Origin of the sequence: Streptomyces lunaelactis (genome assembly GCF_003054555.1) — a bacterium.
GTDB classification, from domain to species: Bacteria; Actinomycetota; Actinomycetes; order Streptomycetales; family Streptomycetaceae; genus Streptomyces; species Streptomyces lunaelactis.
This window is the reverse complement of record NZ_CP026304.1, coordinates 5,003,364-5,022,103: the sequence shown is the minus strand read 5'-3', so window position 1 is coordinate 5,022,103 and position 18,740 is coordinate 5,003,364. Positions and strand designations below refer to the sequence as shown.

Genomic DNA, 18,740 nt, shown 5'->3' with positions numbered 1-18,740 from the left:
GGGTCACTTCTCCGCGATCAACGGGTCGATGATCTTGCGGAGTTCCGATTCGCCGAGTGCCTTGAGTGAGCGGGCCGCGATCTTCCCCTCGCGGTCGAGCACGATCGTGGAGGGAATGGCCTGCGGATTGAGGCTGCCCTTGGGGAAGCCATGGGTGACCAGCTTGCCCGCCGGGTCGTACAGACTCGGGTACTCGACCTCGTAATCCTTCTCGAAGGCGAGCGCGGGGCCCTTGTTGGGGTCGCGGGTATTGATCCCGACGAACTCCACGCCCTTCGCCTTCGACTCCTTGGCGACCTTGGCGAAATGCGGGGCCTCGGCGCGGCAGGGCGGGCACCAGGAGCCCCAGACGTTCATCACGACAACCTTGCCCTTGAGGTCGGCGATGTCCAGCGCCGTGCCCGCGAGGGTCTCACCGGCGAGCTTGCCGGGGGCTGTGCGCTCGCCCTTCGCGACGGTGGAGATGCCGCCGGTGTCGGTGACGAAGTTGGTGTCACCGCCGCCGCCGGACTTTCCGCCGCCCCCGCCGCAAGCCGAGAGGGTGAGCGCACCGGCGGCGACCACAGCGGTCAGCAGGGCAGCGCGGGAGGCACGGCTAAGGCTCATGTGAAAAGTTTCGCATGACCGTTCCAGGGATCTTTCCGCGCCCCCCGGGGTGCCCGGAAAGCACCCTGTCAGACCGGCTTGAGGAACGTGTTCCAGCCGCCGGCCGGGGACTGACCGACCTCGAGCGTACGGAGCCTGGCCAGAACCTGCGGGTCCTGGACGTCGAGCCAGTCACAGAACTGCCGGAAGGACACCAGCCGTACGTCCTTCTTGCCGGCCATGCCCTTGAGGGCTTCCTCGACGGCGTCCATGTAGATGCCGCCGTTCCACTGTTCGAAGTGGTTGCCTATGTAGAAGGGCGCGCGATTGGACTCGTAGGCGCGCTCGAATCCGGCGAGATACGCCTCGGTGGCCTGCCTCTTCCAGCCGGGATAGCGCTCGGGCATGCCCTTGGTCGAATTCTGCGACTGATTGGCGAGCATGTTGTAGTCCATCGAGAGGACCTCGAAGGAGCGCCCGGGGAACGGCACCTGCTGGAGCGGCAGATCCCACAGGCCCATGCGCTTGACCGGCCACATCTGGCGGCCGCCCGGCGAGCTGGCGTCGTAGCGCCAGCCGAGCCTCTTCGCCGTGGGCAGCAGCTTGTCCTGGCCGAGCAGGCAGGGGGTGCGGGCGCCGACCAGTTCCTTGCGGTAGTCGAAGGGCAGCGGGTCGATGTCCGTCCAGCCGGTGTTCGTACGCCACTCGGTGACGAACTTCACGGCCTGGTCGATCTCGTTCTGCCAGTCGGCGGGCGACCAGTCGCCGACCGTGCCCGAGCCGGCGCAGAAGTGCCCGTTGAAGTGCGTGCCTATCTCATGGCCGTCGAGCCATGCCTGGCGTACGTACTTCAGCGTCGCCTTGATGTGATCGTCGGTGAGATATCCGATGTCGGACGCGCCGATGCCGTTGTTCGGCGGACGGTAGAGCGTCTTCTTCGATTCGGGGAGCAGATAGATCCCGGAGAGGAAGAAGGTCATCGCCGCATCGTGATTCCTGGCGAGTTCGAGGAACCGCGGGAAGAGTCCGTTGCCGACCTCGCCCGCGCCGTCCCAGGAGAAGATCACGAATTGCGGCGGGGTCTGGCCCGGTTCGAGGGGAACGGGCGCGGCGGGCTGGTGTGGCTGCTTTCCGGTGTCGGATGTGGAGCCGTCGCCGATCGGCCGGCCTCCGCTCTTGGACGGCGAGGGACTGCCGTCCTTGCCCTTGCCGCCATCCGCACCATGTCCGGACTGTCCTGATCTGTCCGGGTCGAGGGAGCCGCAGCCCGCGATTCCGATCGCGGCCGCGGCTCCAAGTCCCGCCCCGAGCAGACCCCTTCGGCTGATGTCGCGCATATCCCCCCCATCCGCGCTCTCCCTTTGCCCGGAGAGCCCTTCCAAACCGGCACCGTTTCAGATGCCTGCTCGAAGGCGGGGGTTCCGAAAGCTCGTACTTAATTTCGTGCGCAACTACGCCCGGACTCGCCCGGACTACGCGCCGAATGCCTTGGCCTTGCCCTTCACGGGTTTCGCACCGGCGAGAAGGTGCGCGGGAACAAGATCGCGCGCGGGCTCGGTGTAGCCGACCGAGACGATCCTGTCGTCCTGATACGTAAAGGTGGTCAGCGACGCGAGCGTGCACTGCCGGCGGCGCGGATCGTGCCAGAGCCGGCGCTTCTCGACGAAGCTCCGCACGATCCAGATCGGCAGCTGATGGCTGACGCAGACGGCCTCGTGCCCGCGGGCCGCGTCCCGTGCGGAGTCCAGCGCGCCCATCATCCGTACGACCTGATCGACGTACGGCTCCCCCCAGGACGGGCGGAACGGGTTGGTCAGGTGCTTCCAGTTGGCGGGCTTGCGCAGCGCGCCGTCGCCGACCCCGAAGGTCTTGCCCTCGAAGACGTTGCCCGCCTCGATCAGCCGCTCGTCGGTGTCGAGGGTGAGGCTGTGACTCTTGGCGACGGGGGTCGCGGTCTCCTGCGCACGCTCCAGCGGCGAGGACACCACATGGGTGATGTCGCGGTCCGCGAGATGCTCGGCGACCCGGTCGGCCATCTGCCGGCCGAGCTCGGAGAGGTGATAGCCGGAGCGGCGGCCGTACAGCACCCCGTCGGGGTTGTGGACCTCGCCATGGCGTACGACGTGGACGACGGTGATCTCGCTCATGCCGAAACCCCCGTCGCCTCGGCGGCGGCGCGGGCGGCGGCGGGCAGCGCGGCGGCGATCCGCTCGATCGCCCGGTCGTCGTGGGCCGTGGAGACGAACCAGGACTCGAAGGCGGACGGCGGCAGATAGACGCCCTGCGCGAGCATCGCGTGGAAGAAGGCGGTGAAGCGGAAGGACTGCTGCTTCTTCGCGTCCTCGTAGTTGCGGACGTCCGAGCCCGTGAAGAAGACGGAGAACATATTGCTCGCCGTCTGCAGCCGGTGGGCGACGCCCTCCTTGGCGAGCGCGTCCGTCACCAGACGCTGGATCTCTGCCGAGACGGCGTCGATCTTCTCGTACGCGGCGTCGTCGAGCAACCGCAGCTGCGCGAGACCGGCGGCGGTGGCGACGGGGTTACCGGAGAGGGTGCCCGCCTGGTAGACGGGACCGGCCGGGGCGAGGTGACCCATGATGTCCTGGCGCCCGCCGAACGCGGCGGCCGGGAAGCCGCCGCCCATGACCTTGCCGAAGGTCATCAGATCGGGCGCGACGCCGTCGATGCCGTACCAGCCGGACTTCGAGGTACGGAAGCCGGTCATGACCTCGTCGGAGACGTACAGCGCGCCGTTCTTGGCGCAGGCGTCCTTGAGGCCCTGGTTGAAGCCGGGACGCGGCGGTACGACGCCCATGTTGCCCGGCGAGGCCTCGGTGATCACACAGGCGATCTCGCCGGGGTGCGCGTGGAAGGCCTCGTGCACCGCTTCGAGGTCGTTGTACGGCAGCACGATCGTGTCGCCGGCCTGCGCGCCCGTGACGCCCGGCGTGTCCGGCAGCCCGAAGGTCGCCACCCCCGAGCCGGCCGCGGCGAGCAGCGCGTCCACATGACCGTGGTAGCAGCCGGCGAACTTCACGACCTTGGCCCGGCCGGTGAAACCCCGGGCGAGCCGGATCGCGGACATCGTCGCTTCCGTACCGCTCGAAACAAGCCGCACCTGCTCGACGGGCTCGATCCGCGCCACGATCTCCTCGGCGAGTGCGACCTCGCCCTCACCGGGCGTACCGAAGGAGGTGCCGCGGGCCACCGCGGTCTGGACCGCCTCGATGACGGCCGGGTGGGAGTGCCCGAGGATCATCGGCCCCCACGAGCAGACGAGGTCGACATACTCGCGCCCGTCGGCATCGGTGAGGTACGGACCCGTACCGGACACCATGAACCGGGGCGTACCGCCCACGGCGCGGAAGGCACGGACGGGAGAGTTCACGCCGCCGGGCGTCACGAGCGACGCGCGGTCGAAAAGCGCCTGCGAAACTGGGGCTTCGTATGAATACGACACTTTGGTCCTGATCTGCGATGCGGGCGGGCAGGGGGCCGGGGCGGATGATCTCGGCCACCGGTGAGCGGTCCGGGCGGTCTCCTCGTATTACGAGAGGGCGTCAGCCCTCTGGCGTCTGCGAAACTGGGGCGTCAGAGGGAAAGCTCACGGAATCCATGGTGTCAGAGGCCCCGACGTTCTTGCGGACCGGTGTTTCACCGGACAGTGGTGGGGGAGGTCACTGTCACGATGATCGGGTTGCGCGGCGGGGGCTGCGAGTGGTCGGGTGGAGATATGCATCGCGGTGGCGGACTGGGCGAGGGGACCGACGACCTGGGTCCCGAGCCTGCCCGGCGTGGAAAGCACCGTCGAGGCGAATCGGACGCGCACGAGCCCATGGGAAGCAGGAGCGGCCGAGTGGGGGTGACCTACAAGTACTTCGGCGCACCTGACGGGGCCACTGCCGCTCGTGTTCCGATCTCGATGCGCCCTGAGGAGCTGGGCGGGGACGAGCTCGGCATGGGCGGGATGTTCAGCAAGATCAAGCCGGAGACCATAGCCGCGATGGTACTGACCGGCATCCAGGGCATGCCGCTGAACAAGGTTCCGCCCCTCGAGCTGGTGGTGCTGCACCCCGACTACGCGGTGGTCAAGCTTCCGATGACGGTGGTCGACCCACTGCGGGGCATAGGCGAGGAGTCGGTGGGCGCGGCGGCCTTCATCTGGTCGACGGTCCCGGACCGGGGCGGTCCGCGGGACGCGTTCAATGTCTACCAACTGCTGCACGAGTGGCAGGACTTCTCGGTCCGGCTGCATGAGGCCGGGCACCAGCCTTACTGCCTGGTGTGGCCGTGACCTGAGGCCTTCGGCGTTCCGGGCGGGCCTCTTCGGAGGTTGCCCGGGGTCTGGAGGCCTCGGCGTGGTGCGCGGCGTCCGGCCTCGCACCTCCGCCACGCCGGCCGTCGTGCGGGGCGCACGTGTGCGGCATGACCTCGGCGAAGACCGGCGGGCACAGCCCGAGAACTCCGGGCGGGGGGAAGAGGCGGCTCGTGCGGACCGCCAACAGGTTGGGGGAAGTTTTCGCTTTGACCGGTTTCGGCGACTTGACAGTCGCTAGCCTTCGGATTCACAGCTTTCGCAGGGGATATACCGATTCAGTCGGGTCGCTCCTGCGGCAGGTCGCCCGGTCCGCGAGGTTATGTTGATCGAATTCCCCGATCCCCGACTGCCCGCACATGAGCTCGTACTTCCGCCCGACGACGCATTACGGGGTGAACCCGACGACGCCGCGACGACGCCGCTCGCCGGGCGCATCACGCTGGGCGGGCCGACCGCCTTACGGCTGACGGCCCACGAACTGTCCGCCGACCCCGAACTCGCCCGTTACGCCGCGGCGGAGGCCGGTCGCCACGCCTACCACCTCGTCCGGCTGGCCGTCACCTTCGCCCCCACCCCTCAGCGGCCTCGGCTGGAGTTCGCCCACGTCGCCCTGAACGTCACCTCCAAGCCGGATGAGCCGGCGCCTGTCGCCCACTCCATGGACCCGATGCGGATCTCCGATCCGGTGGAGATCAGCAGGACCCGGAGGCTCGGACCGCAGCTGTCGCTGCTCGGTGCCGATGCCTCTGTCGGGGAGATCGGGCGAAGCGTCCAGTACACCTCCCACCAGCCCCTCGTCCAAGCCCTGGGCCTCCAAAGCGGCAGCCCCGCATGGGAGTTCCGCCGAACCCGTGCCCACGAGCTGTCCGGCTGCCATCCGCTCAGCCTCATCGTCCGCACAGCGGCCGATGCCGTCACCGAGGTGACGCTTACGGTCAGCGCCGGGGTCAGGATTCCGTTGCTGCGGCGCTTCACACGGCGGCTGCCCGACCCGCTGCGGCTGGAGGCCACGCTGTGAGCACCGGCGAGGAGGCGGCCGAGGCGCCGCTGCTCCCGGAGGAGATCCGGGCGCTGGCGACGGTCTACAACACGCCCTCTCGGGCCGAGGTGCTGCTGCGCAGCGCGGGCTACCCGGCCGACGCCCTCCCGTACGCGCCGAGCACACTGTGGGAGTACTGGGAACAGGTCTCCCTGAGTCTGGCCACCGGGGTCATGGCCGACGGTCGCCGGTCGATTCTGACCAGGGCGAGGGAACGCTATCCGCACCACCCCGTCTTCCGTGGAGCCGCATCCGTCCCTGAGCCGCGCCCGCCGTCCGGCGCCTCCGAGGCCGGTGCCGGACGGCTCAAGGTCATGGTGCTGGGCGCCGAACCGGCGCGGCGCGGCGCGGTGCGGGCTGCCGCCGAACTGCGCGAAATCCAGTCGGCGGCCGCGGACCGGCTGGACGTCATTCCCTGCCCCGCGGCGACCCCCGGCGACCTGGAGCGGATTCGCCGGCAACGGCCCGACATCCTGCATCTGGCCTGCCATGGAAGCCATGGGGCACTGCTGCTGGAGGACCACGAGGGCGAACCGCACCCGCTGCCCGCGGCGGACCTCGTGGAGACACTGCGGCTCGCAGCCGAGCACTATCGGCACCGGCTGCGGGCGCTGTTGCTGCGCTCCTGCGACGGCGAGGAGATCGCGCGGCTCTTCACCGGCGTGGCAGACGTGGTGATCGCCCACCGCGGCGCCCTCGACGCGGACTGCTCGACGCTGTTCGCCTCTGCCTTCTACCGGGAACTGGCCTCCCGCACGGACTCCCCGGTGACCTCCGAGCACCTGAGCGCCACCGCACACATCGCGGCCCAGGACGTCGTCAACCGGGCCGAGTTCTGCCGTTCCCTCCGTACCGACCTGATGGTTCTGCCCCGCACAGCCTGAGGCAAAGGAGCAAGCAGTGACGCTTGCCAATGCGTCCGAATCGCCGCAGTCGCATGATGCCCAAGAAGTCGAGCCGGACGCCTGGGGCATCTCTGAGGAGGACTGGGGAAAACTCGTCCGAGGGCTGGCCAAGGTGTGCAAAACCGATGAGCCCCGCCGAAAACTCCTGACCGGCCTGGGATTTCCCGTCGACGAGCTGCCGGTCCACGCGAAGAGCGACCGCGATTTCTGGGACGCGGTCAGGACCGAGGCCCAAGCCGGCGTGGTCGACTGGGGCTGGCGGAAGATCGCCTGCGCTGTCCTCACCGGCCGCTACCCGCACAATCCGGAAATCAAGAGCCTGGCCGCCAAACACGGCCTCCAGGTCGACTCGCCCGCGGAGCAGCGCACCCAGCCCGCCGAGACGGATGCGGTCGTCATCCCCAGCCAGCCGCCGACCCCCGGGCCGCCGCCGGCCGCACCGACCGTCGTACCCGCTGTGTCCATCCCGGCGCCGGCCCCGCCGGACCGCGCCACGCTGCTGCCCGAGGTGTCCGGATACGCGGACCTCCTGCCCAGGTCTGCCCAGTCGGATCAGCGAAGAGCGTTCCTGGAGCTGTGGGAGGAGAAACTCGGCTCCTGGGAAGAGCTCGACAGGTTCCAGCGGGAGCTCATCAAGGTCTGCCGCAAGATCATCGACGATCGGGGCGTCGCGCTCGTGTACGCCGTGACCAACAGCGGCAAGACCACCGTGGCGCGCGTGGGCATGACGATGGCCCTGAACGGCGGCAACTCGGCGATGATGCTGCTGCCGACCAAGGCTCTGGTGGCCCAGGAGGAAGCCGAGTGGCAGCGCTGGCGCGACAGCCGTAAGCCACTGGACAAGCTCAACGTGTACGGCGTTTCCCGGGACTATCCCGAGAGCGACCGCCCCGTCGGCGGCGGCCGGTACAGCGTCGCCGTCGCCATCTACGAGAAGCTCGGCGTGTACCTGGTCAACGGGTTGAGTCCGCTGGACAAGACCGGGTTAGTGGTCGTCGACGAACTGCAGATGCTGGCCGAGACCAGTGACCGGGCAGCCAAGCTGGAAGCGCTCCTGACCCTGATAAAGCTGCGGATCGGTGCGGAGCAGCCCGCGCTGCTGGGCCTGTCGGCCGCGCTCACCCCAGAGGCGGGTGAGACCCTGGAACGGTGGCTGGGCACAGGCCGCACAACGTTCACGCCCAGCAGCAACGAACGTCCGGTCCCCCTCGACACCTATGTCGTCGGCCGGCGGAACTGGCTGGTCCAGCCCAACGCCCACCTCCTCAGCATGCCCGGCCGGGCGGTGCCGGATCCCGAGTACCAGCAGGACCACTCCCTCCCCGAACTGCGCACGAAATACGCGCAGGCGCTCTCCAAGGGGCTCAACGGGCTCCAGGGGCTGTCCACGGCGGAACTCGCCGCGACCCTGGTGCTCAGCATCCTCAACCAGAACGACAAGCGCCGGATCATCGTCTTCGTCCCTACCCGGACGGCCTCGGACCAGCTGGCCGAGGGGATCCGCAAGGTCTTGGACCAAGCGATGCGCCAGCCGCCGAGCGGCTCACCGTGGGCGCACGGCCGGTACAACAATGAGTCCTCCGCGGCCCGCGACAAGGTCAACTCCCTTTACTCGCGGCTGCGCAACTCGGACATCCCTGGCCATGAGCTGGTCATCCGGGGGTTGCGCAGCGGCGTGGCCGCGCACTCGGCCGCGCTCGCCCCTACGATGCGCCGCATGCTCGAGGACGAATTCCGCGCCGATGACGGGCTGTTGCGGGTACTCGTGGCCACGGACACCCTCGCCGTCGGCCTCAACCTGCCCGCCGACACGGTCATCGCCACGAGTATCTCCGGCCTCACCGGCGCCGGGTCGGACCGGATCCGGCAGATCCTGCTGCCCGCCGACCTCGACAACAAGGGTGGTCGCGCGGGACGACGCGGCCAGACGGAAGCGGGGCACGGGGAGTTCTACATCCTCGTACCCTCCGACCGGGAACTGCAGTTGGTCCACGGGCTGACGGCCGCCGAGATCGACGAGCTCTCCAGCGTGGAAGGGGTCTTCAAGCGGTTCGTGAAGAGCAAGTCCCGCTCGCTGAAGGTCCGGTCGCAGTACCGCGACCCGGTGGCGATCAGTGGACTCGTCCTTCAGGTGCTGTGCCAGGACAACCGCATGCTGACCCGCAGGAAATGGCTGGAGCGGGTCGGGACGATCCTGGAGAATCTGCTGATCAGCTACGAGCCCGAGCCCCAGATCCCGACGCCGGAGAAGGTCCTCGTGGAGCTGCAGAACCGTGGCCTGATCCACGAGGAGAGCCTCAGCAGGCGGCCCGGAGCGGGCAAAAGCCTGACACTGACCCCCGTCGGTCAGGCGGTCGGACGCTCCGGTCTGGAACTGGACGACGCCCCCGAGCTGAAAAAGCTGGCCGAGCGTGCGCGCAGCGGTGCCGGGACCATCGATCTGCTCTGGCACGCCTGCCGGACCCGGTCCATCCGGCAGGTGACGGCCTGGGTCGCCCTGCCCGGCCAGAGCACCAGCCGGCATCTGCCCTCTCTGAAGGGAGCCGTTCAGACCATGGGCATGGCGCACTGCGCGGAGTCGGAGCAGCAGCGGGCGAACTGCAGGGAGTGGGTGGCCGCCGAGGCCGTCCTGATGCCCGACCGGTTGTTGGACACGCAGAACTCGGTGGCGTCGGAGGAATTGCGGAACCTGCTGGAGAGCGATGAGGAAACCGCCTCGCTCGACGAGATCAACGCCCTGCTCCGCGCGTTGGTCGCGTACGAGTGGATGAAGGGGATTCCGTTCGCCGAGATGCAGCAGCGGTTCTCCGGTGCCATCAGGTCGGAGGAAGCGCCGGACAAGGGACACATGAAGCCGCCCTCGCTGTCGCTGTTCTACTCGGACGTCGAGCAGCTCTGCGAGCAGATGGCGGGGTACCTCCGCGCCGCGGCGGAGATCAGCGTCACCGAGGACGGCGTTGACCACTCGGGCCGCATGCAGGCGATCGCGCAGCAGGTGGAGTCGGGGCTGCCGACCTGGCTCGCCCAGGTATCGAAGATGCGCATCGCGGGACTGCACCGGGAGCGCCTCGCGAAGCTGGCGGGCCTGCCGGAGAACGATCAGCCGTCTCCGCTCTCCAAACTGGTGGACACCGAGCAGCTGTGCGACGGACTCACAGACGACGAGCGCGCGGGCGCGCGGCGCGTCATCGACGACCGGGTGGCACAGGAACACGAACACCGCCAGCGCCTCGCCCGGGAGTGGGCCAGCGTGGTGATCCCCGGCGGCGAGGGCGCGATCTTCGAAGACGTCTCCACGAAACTGGAGAAGGCCGACGGGCACGTCCCCTACCTTCAGGCGCTGTGCTGGCTCGCCGATTGCCTTGGGGTGGCGACCACTCCGCCGCAGCAGCAGGGCTCCTGCGTGGTCTCCCAGTGGAGTGCCGAGGGAGCCGAGCCGATCACTCTGCGGGTACCGGTGTCGGAGCTCACCAGCGACATGGCACGGGAGGTGTCCCCGGAGGACACTCTGGTCGTCGTCCGGGACCGCCGACCAGGCGTGCACGGCGTACTGGGGACCCAGGGCTCGCGCGCCCGGTTCCTGGAACCGGACCATCTGCTGTCGGTTCTCGCCCACTTGGTGAAGAACCATACGCAGGTTCCCGGACAGGATGTCGTCGAGGAGCTGTGGAGGATCCGGACCTCCTCGATGGGCACCGGCAATTGGGCCGTCCAGGCCACCCGGACACAGCCCGAGCCCGACTGAGCCGGCGCACACGGACCAGATCCTCGCCTCAGAGAGCCCGGCAATTCGTTCCAGTGCGGCCTACTGAGGGTCCGGCGCAGTGAGAGGGGCACGCGGTGGCGTCGGCTTCCGGCGGGCCGGCTGGTGTCGGCCCGTCTGCGGTGCGGACACACCTATGTCCCGCTCGCCGCGGGTTTCGACGTCGGGGGACCGGTCAGCCTCGGAGGTCGACCAGACCCCCGTCCGGTACGTCACCCGGGTGCGGGCACTCGTCGGCCTCGGGCGCGTCGGCCGGCCCCTCGTTCCCTACCTCACCCGGCCCCCTGCCCTGCTCACCCTCACGGCGTTCCGTCACCGCTGCCCCGCTTCCCGTTGTCCGCTCCCGGGCCGGATGTCCGCGACCTCGTCGCCACGGCATCCCGCAGCCAGTCGTCGAACGGCACCGTCCCCCGTACATCCGGCCGCTCCGACGTCGCCACGCCCGCGCGCAGCGCACGCCCCGCCTTGCCCGGCAGGGGCAGCGGCAGCAGCAGCGCCCGCCGGCCCGTGATCGACCGCCACCTGCGGGCGAGTGCCCGCGCGTCGACCGTCTCGGGGCCGGTCACCTCGACGCGTCCGCGCCGCGGCGCCGCCTCGGCCACGTCGGCGACCGCCCGGGCCGCGTCCGCGCTCGCGACCGTCTGCAGCCGCGCCCGCGGCACCGGCAGCACCCGCCACCGCGCACCCTTCGTGAACACCATGTCCATCAGCTCATGGAACTGCGTGGCGCGTACGACGGTCCACGGCACCGGGCCCGCCTCCACAACGCCCTCCTGCTCGGTCTTGACCTTGAAGTAGCCCATCGGCACCTGGTCGCAGCCGACGATGGACACACAGACATGGTGGCGCACACCCGCGGCATCCTCCGCGGCGAGCAGCCGTCGCGAGCCCTCGACGAGCGTCCGGGCCGCGTCCTTCGTCGACGTCTGGTTGTTGCTCGCGTCGACGACGACGTCGCAGCCCACGAGCGCCTCGTCCAGCCCGTCCCCGGTGGTCAGGTCGACCCGGTACTCCGGGGAGCGGCGGCTGAGCACCCGTACCTCGTGCCCGCGCGAACGCAGCTCGTCGGCGACCTGCCGGCCCAGGGTTCCTGTTCCTCCAGCAATTGCGATTCTCATGCCCTATAGACGACACAGCGGGCCGCCATGTGACACCGGGACACTCCGCACACTCCCGCACGCCGTCTCCGTGCACGTCCTGTCGCGTATCTTCTCTGTGCTCGCGCTCCGGACTAGGTTGGGCGGCGCGGCCCGAGCCCTCGGCAGCGTGAACTCCCTGCCCGCGCACGGAGGTCCACCGTGAACCCACTTCTCCTGCTCGCCGTCGTGGCCCTGATCGGCTTCGGATTCAAGGAGCCCGTGCTGTGGCTGGCCGCGGCAGTGCTGGTCTTCGGCCATGTGCGCTACGGCCGCGGCGCCGGCAGCCCCGGGAACCGGGGCGACACCGAGTACCGCGAGTACCGCGACCGACGGGACCGTCAGGCCCGTATGGAGCGGCGCTACCAGCGGGAGAACCGGGGCCGCCTGGCCCGCCAGGCCCGCCGTCAGGGCACACAGCCGGGCGGCAGGGACGGCGGCCGCCCGCCGGGGAAGCAGTAGGCCGGATCGGTTCAGCCCGGTACGGGTCCTGCGGCTACGACTGCCAGCGCGGGTTCCGGCCCGTCAGCGCCAGCAACCGGTCGAACTCCGACGCGTCGTCCGCGACCGGGAACGGCTCGCCGAACACGCCCCACTGCCGGGCCATCGGAGCCATCGCCTCGAGCGAAACCGAGAGCTCACCGACGACGACCGGGTCCGGCGTGAACTCCTGGCCGGTGGCGCGGGCAAGATCCCACGCGTGCACGGTCAGATCGCCCAGCACCATCTGGCCGACGGTCCTGGCCGGCATCCCCAGGCTCCCCGTGGTGCCCTCCTCCGCGCCGGGTGCCGCCCACGCCTCGGTCAGCGCGGCGGTCTCGTCCGCGAACCGCCCCCGCCAGTCACCTTCCGTCTCGGTGTAGTGCGGTTCGAACGAGAAGTCGCTGTCCTTCTTCGCCGCCAGCGCCCGGAAGTTGATCACCACCTGGATGAGGTGGTCGGCCAGGGCGCGTACGTCGTACTCGGTGCACGGCGTCGGCTCGGCCAGCCGGTCGTCGGTGATGCCGCGCACCACCGGCACAGCACGTTCCGCCGCCGAGCCGAGCAGGTCGCTGATGGTGTTCGTCATGAGTCCGACGCTAGGGCGGCCGCCCCCCTGCGTATTGAACAAACGCGACATAGGATCGCCCACATGGCAGGTCCGCGACGCGACACCCGGGGCATCGTCGAAGCCCAGGAGCTCTTCGCGCGCGTGCATTTCCGCCGCCGTGAACCCGCCCCGGCGCTGCGTCCGTATCTCGAGCACTACTGGCTCATCGACTGGGACCTGACACAGCCGTACGCCACCCACGTGGTGCCGCATCCGTCCGTGAACGTGGTCCTCCAGCAGTACGGCGACGAGGCGGCCTGGGGGGAGGTCGCCGGCGTCGGTCTGAGCCTGTTCACGCAGAAGCTGGAGGGGCGGGGGCGGGTGTGCGGGGTGCAGTTCCGCCCGGGGGGCTTCCGGCCGTTCGCACCGCTGCGGCAGGTGTCCGACTGGACGGGACAGCGGGTGCCGGTCGCGGACGTCCTGCCGGGCGCGGACCCGGAGACGATCCGCGGAATCCTCGGGCTTGAGACGCCGGGGACGCCGGGGACGCCGGGGACGTCGGGGACGTCGAAGGCGGTGGAAGCGTCCGAGGCCGCGGCGGAGGACGCGCGGGTCGCCGCGCTGGACGCCTTCCTGCTGGGGCTGGAGCCGGAGGCGGACCCGCAGGCGCTGCGCGCGATGAGGCTCGTCGACCTGGTGCGTACGGACCGTACGATCCTGCGGGTCGCCGAGCTGGCGGCCGCGGAAGGGGTGTCGGTGCGCTCGCTCCAGCGGCTGTTCGCCTCGTACGTCGGGGTCGGTCCGAAGTGGGTCATCCTGCGCTACCGCATCCACGAGGCGCTGGAGCGCGCCGAGCTGGCGGGCGGGCTGGACTGGGCCGAGCTGGCCGCCGAGCTCGGGTACAGCGATCAGGCGCATCTCGTACGGGACTTCACGGCGACGGTGGGCGTCCCGCCGACCGCGTACGCGCGCCCCGCACCGTAACGGCAGCGCGAACTTCAGCGCACCGCAGCGAGGATCAGTAGCTCCGGGTGACGCCGACCGCGCCGGTGCCGTTGGCCGCCGCGTACCGCAGCACCCGCAGCGGCCCGTCCAGCAGCGTGTTCGCGTCGAAGTCCGGGACGTCACTCATGGCCGACATCCAGGCGTCGATGCGGGCCAGCACCTCGGTGCGGCCGGGCCCGGTGACAGCGAGCACGGACTCGGCGTGCGGGAGGACGGCCCGTACCTCGGCGGCGGTCAGCAGGAAGTCGCCGAACCAGCCGGGCAGCCGGGCGGCGGCCTCCGCCCCGAGGCCGTACCAGAGAGCCGTGGCCGGATCGCCCTTGCGGGCCGAGGCGACAAAGGCGGCGCTCCCCTCCGTACCGCGCAGGAGGTCCGTGCCCGCGTCCTTCATCGCGGCGACGGCCGGGGCGCTGGGGCCGCCGCTGCTCGCGAAGGCGGCGAAACGGAGGGCGGCGGGGGTGGGACCGGGCGTGAAGTAGGGCTCGCGGTCGCCGCCGCTGAGCCACCAGGCCAGATCCTCGGCGTAGTGGGGAGGGATGGTCCACTCCCCCGCCGGACCTGCGAACCGTCCGGGCAGGGCGGCGACTTCGGCGTCGGGGACGGCACCGATCGCCCATTCACCGGTGATGCTCATCCTCCTGCCCCCTGGTTGTCGGACCCGCGTCCTACAGTGCGTGACATGACGATCAAAGCACCGACGGTACGGATCGAGCCATGGTCCGAGGACGACCTCGACCTGCTCCGCGCTGCGAACGCACCGGAGATGATGGATCAGCTGGGCGGCCCGGAGACGGAAGAACAGCTGATCAACCGGCACCAGCGGTACGTCGATCTGAGCGCGGACCGTACGGGCAAGGGCCGGATGTTCCGGATCGTGCTGCTGTCGAGCGGGCAGGCCGCGGGCACGATCGGTTTCTGGGAGCAGACCTGGAACGGGGAGAGGGTGTACGAGACGGGGTGGAGCGTGCTCCCCGGCTTCCAGGGGCGTGGCGTCGCGACGGCAGGCACGTCGGCCGTCGTCGAGGTGGCACGGGCGGAGCGCAAGCACCGCTATCTGCACGCCTTCCCGTCCGTGACGAACGGACCGTCGAACGCGGTGTGCAGGAAGGCCGGCTTCGACTTGGTCGGCGAGTGCGACTTCGCGTACCCACCCGGTCAGATCCACCGGTCCAACGACTGGCGGCTGGACTTGCAGGCCACGCCGCGAGACCGGGACTGATTGCGCCGTACTTCCGCGTCGTGCCGTAACGGCAGGCGCCGAGCCCGGCGGCGGGCGAAGAGCAGCAGGCACCTCAAGGGTCCGCTTGACCGGCGGGCCCGTTTCCAGGATATTTATCTGCGTCACGCAGATTCTGCACAACGCCTGATAGTGGGTGCTGCGACTGCGTGCCCAAGCCGCACCGGCACACAACTCACTCAAGGAACCTCCGCCATGACCGTCCTCGTCACCGGGAGCCGCGGCAAAGTCGGCTCCACCCTCATCGCGCTCCTGCACGGGGCCGGAGCCGACGTCCGCGCCGCCTCCGCCGCCCCCGAGAAACTCAGGCCCCCCGCGGGCGTCGACACCGTGCACTGCGCGCTCGACGACCCCGCGACCTTCCCGGCCGCTCTCGACTCCGTGACCTCCGTCTTTCTGTACGCCGAGCCGTCGCAGACCGGCGCCTTCCTCGACGAGGCACGGGCGGCGGGCGTCGAGCACATCGTGCTTCTCTCCTCCAGCTCCGCCCTCGATCCGGACGCCGCCGACAACCCGATCGCCGCGTCGCATCTCGCGGTCGAGCAGGCGGTGGCGGCCTCGCCCATCGAGACGTCCGTCCTGCAGCCGGGCGCCTTCGCGGGCAACGCGTTCCAGTGGCGCTGGGCGCTGGAGTCCGCAGGCGCGATCGACCTGCCCTACCCCGGCAGTTACAGCGATCCGATCCACGAACGCGACATCGCCGAGGCCGCGTTCGCGCTGCTCGCCCGGCCGGAGCCGCGGGGCAGGACGTACCACCTGACCGGCCCCGAATCACTCACCTTCACCGAGCAACTCGCCATCCTCGAACGCGCCGTCGGCGGCCCCTTCCCCTTCAACGCCGTGACGCGCGAGGCCTGGAAGGCATCCATGGCCGGACACATGCCGAGCGCCTTCGCCGACGGACTGCTCGACTACTGGGCCTCGACGGACGGCTCGCCCACGCCCCTCACCCATGCCGTCGAGGAACTGACCGGTCACCCGGCCCGCACCTTCGCCCAGTGGGCCACCGAGAACGCCGACGCCTTCAGAACGGCGTGGCCGGCGAGGGCCGCCCGATGACATGCTGGCTGCGTGAACGGACCGGAAATCCATCTCAGCGTCGCCCCTGAGCTGCGCCTCTTCGTCCCTTCGGAGCGCCGCCAGGGACGTACGACCCTGGTCACCGACGGATCGTCGACCCTCGGCCATGTCATCGAGTCACTCGGCATCCCGCTCACCGAGGCGGGCCGGGTGCTCGTCGACGACCGCCAGGTGGCCGTCTCCCACATCCCGCGCGCGGGCGAGAGCGTCGAGGTCAACGGCGTGGAGCGGCCGCAACAGGTCCCCGGCGCCCCGCTGCGCTTCCTGCTCGACGTCCACCTCGGCACGCTGGCGCGGCGGCTGCGGCTCCTCGGCGTCGATGCGGCTTACGAGAACGAGGACATCGGCGACCCCGCGCTTGCCACGCTCTCGGCGAAGGAGCAGCGGGTGCTGCTCTCCCGGGACCGCGGGCTGCTGCGGCGGCGGGAGATCTGGGCGGGGGCGTACATCTACAGCGACCGTCCCGACGACCAACTGCGCGACGTACTGGAGCGATTCGCGCCGGTGCTGGCGCCCTGGACCCGCTGCACGGCGTGCAACGGGTCGCTGTCGGTTGCGGACAAGGACTCGGTCCAGGACCAGTTGCAGCAGGGCACGCAGCGTTCTTACGACGTGTTCGCACAGTGCACGGCCTGCGAGCGCGTGTACTGGCGGGGCGCGCACCATGCCCGCCTGGAGGCGATCGTCGAGGAAGCACTGAGGGAATTCGGCGGAGCCGCAGCGTAGTTGAGGCCAGCTGGTGGGCGCCGCAGACCAGCCCTTCACGGCGGGGCGCGGCCACCAGACCCTGTGCGGGCACCGGACGCCAGGCGCTCACCCGCGATCCTGCGCAGGTCGTCGACGAAGGACCGGCCGACCACGCCCCCGCGTTGAGGGCCTTGCCCTCACGCCAGGTGCTCAGGCCGCCCCCACGCCGGGCCTTCAGGCGGGCGGCCCAGCCCTTCGGGGCCGGCGCGGCGGCCCGCAGACGCGTTCAGCCAGGCGCCGACCCCCGGAGCGCGGCCTGCCCGCGCCGCCCGCCGCCCCGCCCGGGGGCCGTGCGCCAGAGGGCGATTCGCTGGGCGCGTTGCGGTTGCCGGGCGTCGGCGAAGACGGCCAGGACCTGCTGGTAGTCCGGGTTGTCCGGCAGGCCGGGATGCTGCGCCGGCTGCTCGTCCGGGGAAATATCGCATCAGAACCACGCTGACTGTCCAGCCTTTTGCGATAGGCGCGACTTCCCGCTCCGGCACACCTCCGACGCCCACTTCGCGAGCTGGCAGGCGGTGTCCTCACGCAACTCAACGGCCTGCTGAGGCGGCAGGTACGTCGAGACGAAGGCCACGATCCGAAGCCCAGTGCCCGCGTCCTGGACTCCAGAGCGTAAGACCTCCACGCCCTCGCCCCCCGACGGCTGACCCCGCCTGCGGGGTTCGACGAACCCGCCCGGGGGGGGCGGGTTCGACGAACCTGCCCCCCGCCTCTCTCATCGGGCATCGGGCTCCACGTCACGGGCAGGTGTCCGAGCTTGGTTGTGCGGGCGCCGACAGCCGGCGTAGGGCGAGCATGCCTCCGACGCCGGGGATCGCGGCGAGGAGCGTCGCGGTGCGGTCCGGGCCGACCTCGCGGGCGGTCGCGATGATGGCGATCAGGTAGGCGCAGCCGTGGAGGGGGCCGATCGCCGAGGCGACGGCCTGCTGGTGCAGTACGGCGAGGTTGGCCAGCAGGATGCCCAAGGAGAGGAGTTCGACGGGGGCGCTGAGGCGCAGCAGTCGGCTGGGCGGGTGCATGGTCAGGCTCCTGTGGTGGATCCGGGGCGGATGATCATCAGAACGGTCACGGTGGCCCAGAGCAGGTTGAACACCCCTGTGAGCATCCCGAGTTGTCCGGCGATGCGTTGGACGGCCGCGGGCTCCAGCGTCCCGGCCGGGCCGTCGAGGGCGGCGAGGGCCGAGGCCTGGCGGGGGAGGATGCGGGCGCCGAGCACGGCCGCGGCCAGGGCCGTCAGGGCGATAGAGGTGAGGAGCCAGGCGCTGCCCAGGACGTGGAGGCTGTTGGCGGTCGCGAGGCCGAACACCGGTACCGCGACCGCGATCACGGCATAGACCCGGCAGATGCGGTGCAGGGTCCGGACTGTGGCGAGGCCGGAGGGGTCGTCAGGTGCGGCCAAGGCCCGACGGGCGGCGGGCGGGAACATGCTGGCGGCCACGGTGACCGGGCCAATGGTGATGATGGCGGCCAGAACATGGACGGCGAGGAGGAATTTCGTCACGGGAGGGCGTTTCCGGGGTTCAGGAGTCGGACGACGGCGCAGCGCGGCGGCCGGTGACCTTGGTCGCGGGCAGTCGGCCGGCCTTGGCGGTGCCCGCCAGCTCGTCGCCGCGCACCACGACGTCGAACGCCAGGTGCAGGCGGATCGGCTTGGTGATGGACTGGCGCCAGGTCAACCGGTCGCCGTCGAGGGTGAGTTCGGTCAGCGGGACCTCCTCCGCCTCTCCGGTGGCGACGCCGCGCAGGACGCCGCCCTCGATCGACAGTCGGAGCACGGCCTGCTGCCTGCCGACGGGTGTGGCGATGGCGAGGTTCCAGGTTCCTTCGACAGACATGGGAGTGCGCTCTTCCTTATGGGGTTTCGGGCTTATGGGGTTTCTGGGCGGAGACAGGGG

The 18,740-nt window shown here is 70.2% G+C and carries 19 protein-coding genes and 1 pseudogene; 10 read left to right on the top strand and 10 right to left on the bottom strand.

Annotated features, from left to right (window positions below; genetic code table 11):
- Window positions 1-3: 3 nt before the first annotated feature.
- The 4 genes from SLUN_RS23175 to hemL all read right to left on the bottom strand — a co-directional run bounded on the left by SLUN_RS23175 (window position 4) and on the right by hemL (window position 4,045).
- Window positions 4-606, bottom strand: coding sequence for a TlpA family protein disulfide reductase (locus SLUN_RS23175; RefSeq protein WP_108151280.1), 603 nt, complete (start codon window positions 604-606; stop codon window positions 4-6).
- A gap of 68 nt (window positions 607-674) precedes the next feature.
- On the bottom strand, window positions 675-1,922 hold the full coding sequence (locus SLUN_RS23170; RefSeq protein WP_108151278.1) for a polysaccharide deacetylase family protein: 1,248 nt from the start codon (window positions 1,920-1,922) through the stop codon (window positions 675-677).
- Window positions 1,923-2,057: 135 nt separating this feature from the next.
- On the bottom strand, window positions 2,058-2,732 hold the full coding sequence (locus tag SLUN_RS23165; protein ID WP_108151276.1) for a histidine phosphatase family protein: 675 nt from the start codon (window positions 2,730-2,732) through the stop codon (window positions 2,058-2,060).
- On the bottom strand, window positions 2,729-4,045 hold the full coding sequence (gene hemL, locus SLUN_RS23160; RefSeq protein ID WP_108151274.1) for a glutamate-1-semialdehyde 2,1-aminomutase: 1,317 nt from the start codon (window positions 4,043-4,045) through the stop codon (window positions 2,729-2,731). The genes SLUN_RS23165 and hemL overlap by 4 nt, the downstream gene beginning before the upstream one ends.
- Window positions 4,046-4,318: 273 nt before the next feature.
- Here hemL and SLUN_RS23155 point away from each other — a divergent pair, with 273 nt between their 5' ends.
- The 5 genes and pseudogenes from SLUN_RS23155 to SLUN_RS23140 form a co-directional block, all read left to right on the top strand.
- Window positions 4,319-4,879, top strand: a complete 561-nt coding sequence (locus SLUN_RS23155) for a hypothetical protein (protein ID WP_175256487.1) — start codon at window positions 4,319-4,321, stop codon at window positions 4,877-4,879.
- A 343-nt stretch (window positions 4,880-5,222) separates the two neighbouring features.
- The gene (locus SLUN_RS39560) at window positions 5,223-5,921 is read left to right on the top strand and encodes a hypothetical protein (protein ID WP_159100308.1); all 699 of its coding nucleotides are present in this window, start codon (window positions 5,223-5,225) and stop codon (window positions 5,919-5,921) included.
- The gene (locus tag SLUN_RS23150) at window positions 5,918-6,826 is read left to right on the top strand and encodes an effector-associated domain EAD1-containing protein (protein ID WP_159100307.1); all 909 of its coding nucleotides are present in this window, start codon (window positions 5,918-5,920) and stop codon (window positions 6,824-6,826) included. The genes SLUN_RS39560 and SLUN_RS23150 overlap by 4 nt, the downstream gene beginning before the upstream one ends.
- 16 nt (window positions 6,827-6,842) lie before the next feature.
- Window positions 6,843-10,592 carry a DEAD/DEAH box helicase gene (locus tag SLUN_RS23145; RefSeq protein ID WP_108151270.1) on the top strand — a complete coding sequence of 1,250 codons (3,750 nt, stop codon included), beginning with the start codon at window positions 6,843-6,845 and terminating at the stop codon, window positions 10,590-10,592.
- 63 nt (window positions 10,593-10,655) lie between these two features.
- Window positions 10,656-10,778, top strand: a pseudogene (locus SLUN_RS23140) (IS5/IS1182 family transposase); the annotation flags it as partial.
- A 131-nt stretch (window positions 10,779-10,909) separates the two neighbouring features.
- Here the strand turns inward: SLUN_RS23140 and SLUN_RS23135 are convergent.
- Window positions 10,910-11,728, bottom strand: coding sequence for an SDR family oxidoreductase (locus tag SLUN_RS23135; protein ID WP_108151268.1), 819 nt, complete (start codon window positions 11,726-11,728; stop codon window positions 10,910-10,912).
- 180 nt (window positions 11,729-11,908) lie between these two features.
- On the opposite strand from SLUN_RS23135, the gene SLUN_RS23130 reads away from it, so the two are divergent.
- Window positions 11,909-12,208 carry a hypothetical protein gene (locus tag SLUN_RS23130; protein WP_108151266.1) on the top strand — a complete coding sequence of 100 codons (300 nt, stop codon included), beginning with the start codon at window positions 11,909-11,911 and terminating at the stop codon, window positions 12,206-12,208.
- A 34-nt stretch (window positions 12,209-12,242) separates the two neighbouring features.
- Here SLUN_RS23130 and SLUN_RS23125 read toward each other — a convergent pair whose 3' ends face one another.
- Window positions 12,243-12,815 carry a TIGR03086 family metal-binding protein gene (locus tag SLUN_RS23125; protein WP_108154891.1) on the bottom strand — a complete coding sequence of 191 codons (573 nt, stop codon included), beginning with the start codon at window positions 12,813-12,815 and terminating at the stop codon, window positions 12,243-12,245.
- Between the two features lie 63 nt (window positions 12,816-12,878).
- Between SLUN_RS23125 and SLUN_RS23120 the strand changes: the two genes are divergently transcribed.
- A complete protein-coding gene (locus SLUN_RS23120; RefSeq protein ID WP_179955298.1) occupies window positions 12,879-13,760 on the top strand; it encodes a helix-turn-helix domain-containing protein in 882 nt (293 codons plus the stop codon).
- Between the two features lie 34 nt (window positions 13,761-13,794).
- On the opposite strand, the gene SLUN_RS23115 is transcribed toward SLUN_RS23120, so the two are convergent.
- Window positions 13,795-14,415 (bottom strand): hypothetical protein, encoded by a 621-nt coding sequence (locus SLUN_RS23115; protein WP_108151263.1) that lies wholly within the window; start codon window positions 14,413-14,415, stop codon window positions 13,795-13,797.
- Window positions 14,416-14,460: 45 nt separating this feature from the next.
- Here SLUN_RS23115 and SLUN_RS23110 point away from each other — a divergent pair, with 45 nt between their 5' ends.
- From SLUN_RS23110 to SLUN_RS23100, 3 genes are all read left to right on the top strand, one after another.
- Window positions 14,461-15,000, top strand: coding sequence for a GNAT family N-acetyltransferase (locus tag SLUN_RS23110; RefSeq protein WP_108151261.1), 540 nt, complete (start codon window positions 14,461-14,463; stop codon window positions 14,998-15,000).
- Between the two features lie 213 nt (window positions 15,001-15,213).
- Window positions 15,214-16,077: an SDR family oxidoreductase gene (locus SLUN_RS23105; protein ID WP_108151259.1), complete on the top strand. Its 864-nt coding sequence runs from the start codon at window positions 15,214-15,216 to the stop codon at window positions 16,075-16,077.
- Window positions 16,078-16,089: 12 nt separating this feature from the next.
- Window positions 16,090-16,824: a Mut7-C RNAse domain-containing protein gene (locus SLUN_RS23100; RefSeq protein WP_108151257.1), complete on the top strand. Its 735-nt coding sequence runs from the start codon at window positions 16,090-16,092 to the stop codon at window positions 16,822-16,824.
- 758 nt (window positions 16,825-17,582) lie between these two features.
- Here the strand turns inward: SLUN_RS23100 and SLUN_RS23090 are convergent.
- Genes SLUN_RS23090 through SLUN_RS23080 form a run of 3 tightly spaced genes read right to left on the bottom strand, consistent with a single transcriptional unit; the run spans window position 17,583 to window position 18,680 of the window.
- Window positions 17,583-17,864: a DUF3817 domain-containing protein gene (locus SLUN_RS23090; protein ID WP_108151254.1), complete on the bottom strand. Its 282-nt coding sequence runs from the start codon at window positions 17,862-17,864 to the stop codon at window positions 17,583-17,585.
- 2 nt (window positions 17,865-17,866) lie between these two features.
- Window positions 17,867-18,346, bottom strand: a complete 480-nt coding sequence (locus tag SLUN_RS23085) for a hypothetical protein (RefSeq protein ID WP_108151252.1) — start codon at window positions 18,344-18,346, stop codon at window positions 17,867-17,869.
- Window positions 18,347-18,365: 19 nt separating this feature from the next.
- Window positions 18,366-18,680 carry a hypothetical protein gene (locus tag SLUN_RS23080; RefSeq protein ID WP_108151250.1) on the bottom strand — a complete coding sequence of 105 codons (315 nt, stop codon included), beginning with the start codon at window positions 18,678-18,680 and terminating at the stop codon, window positions 18,366-18,368.
- Window positions 18,681-18,740: the final 60 nt, after the last annotated feature.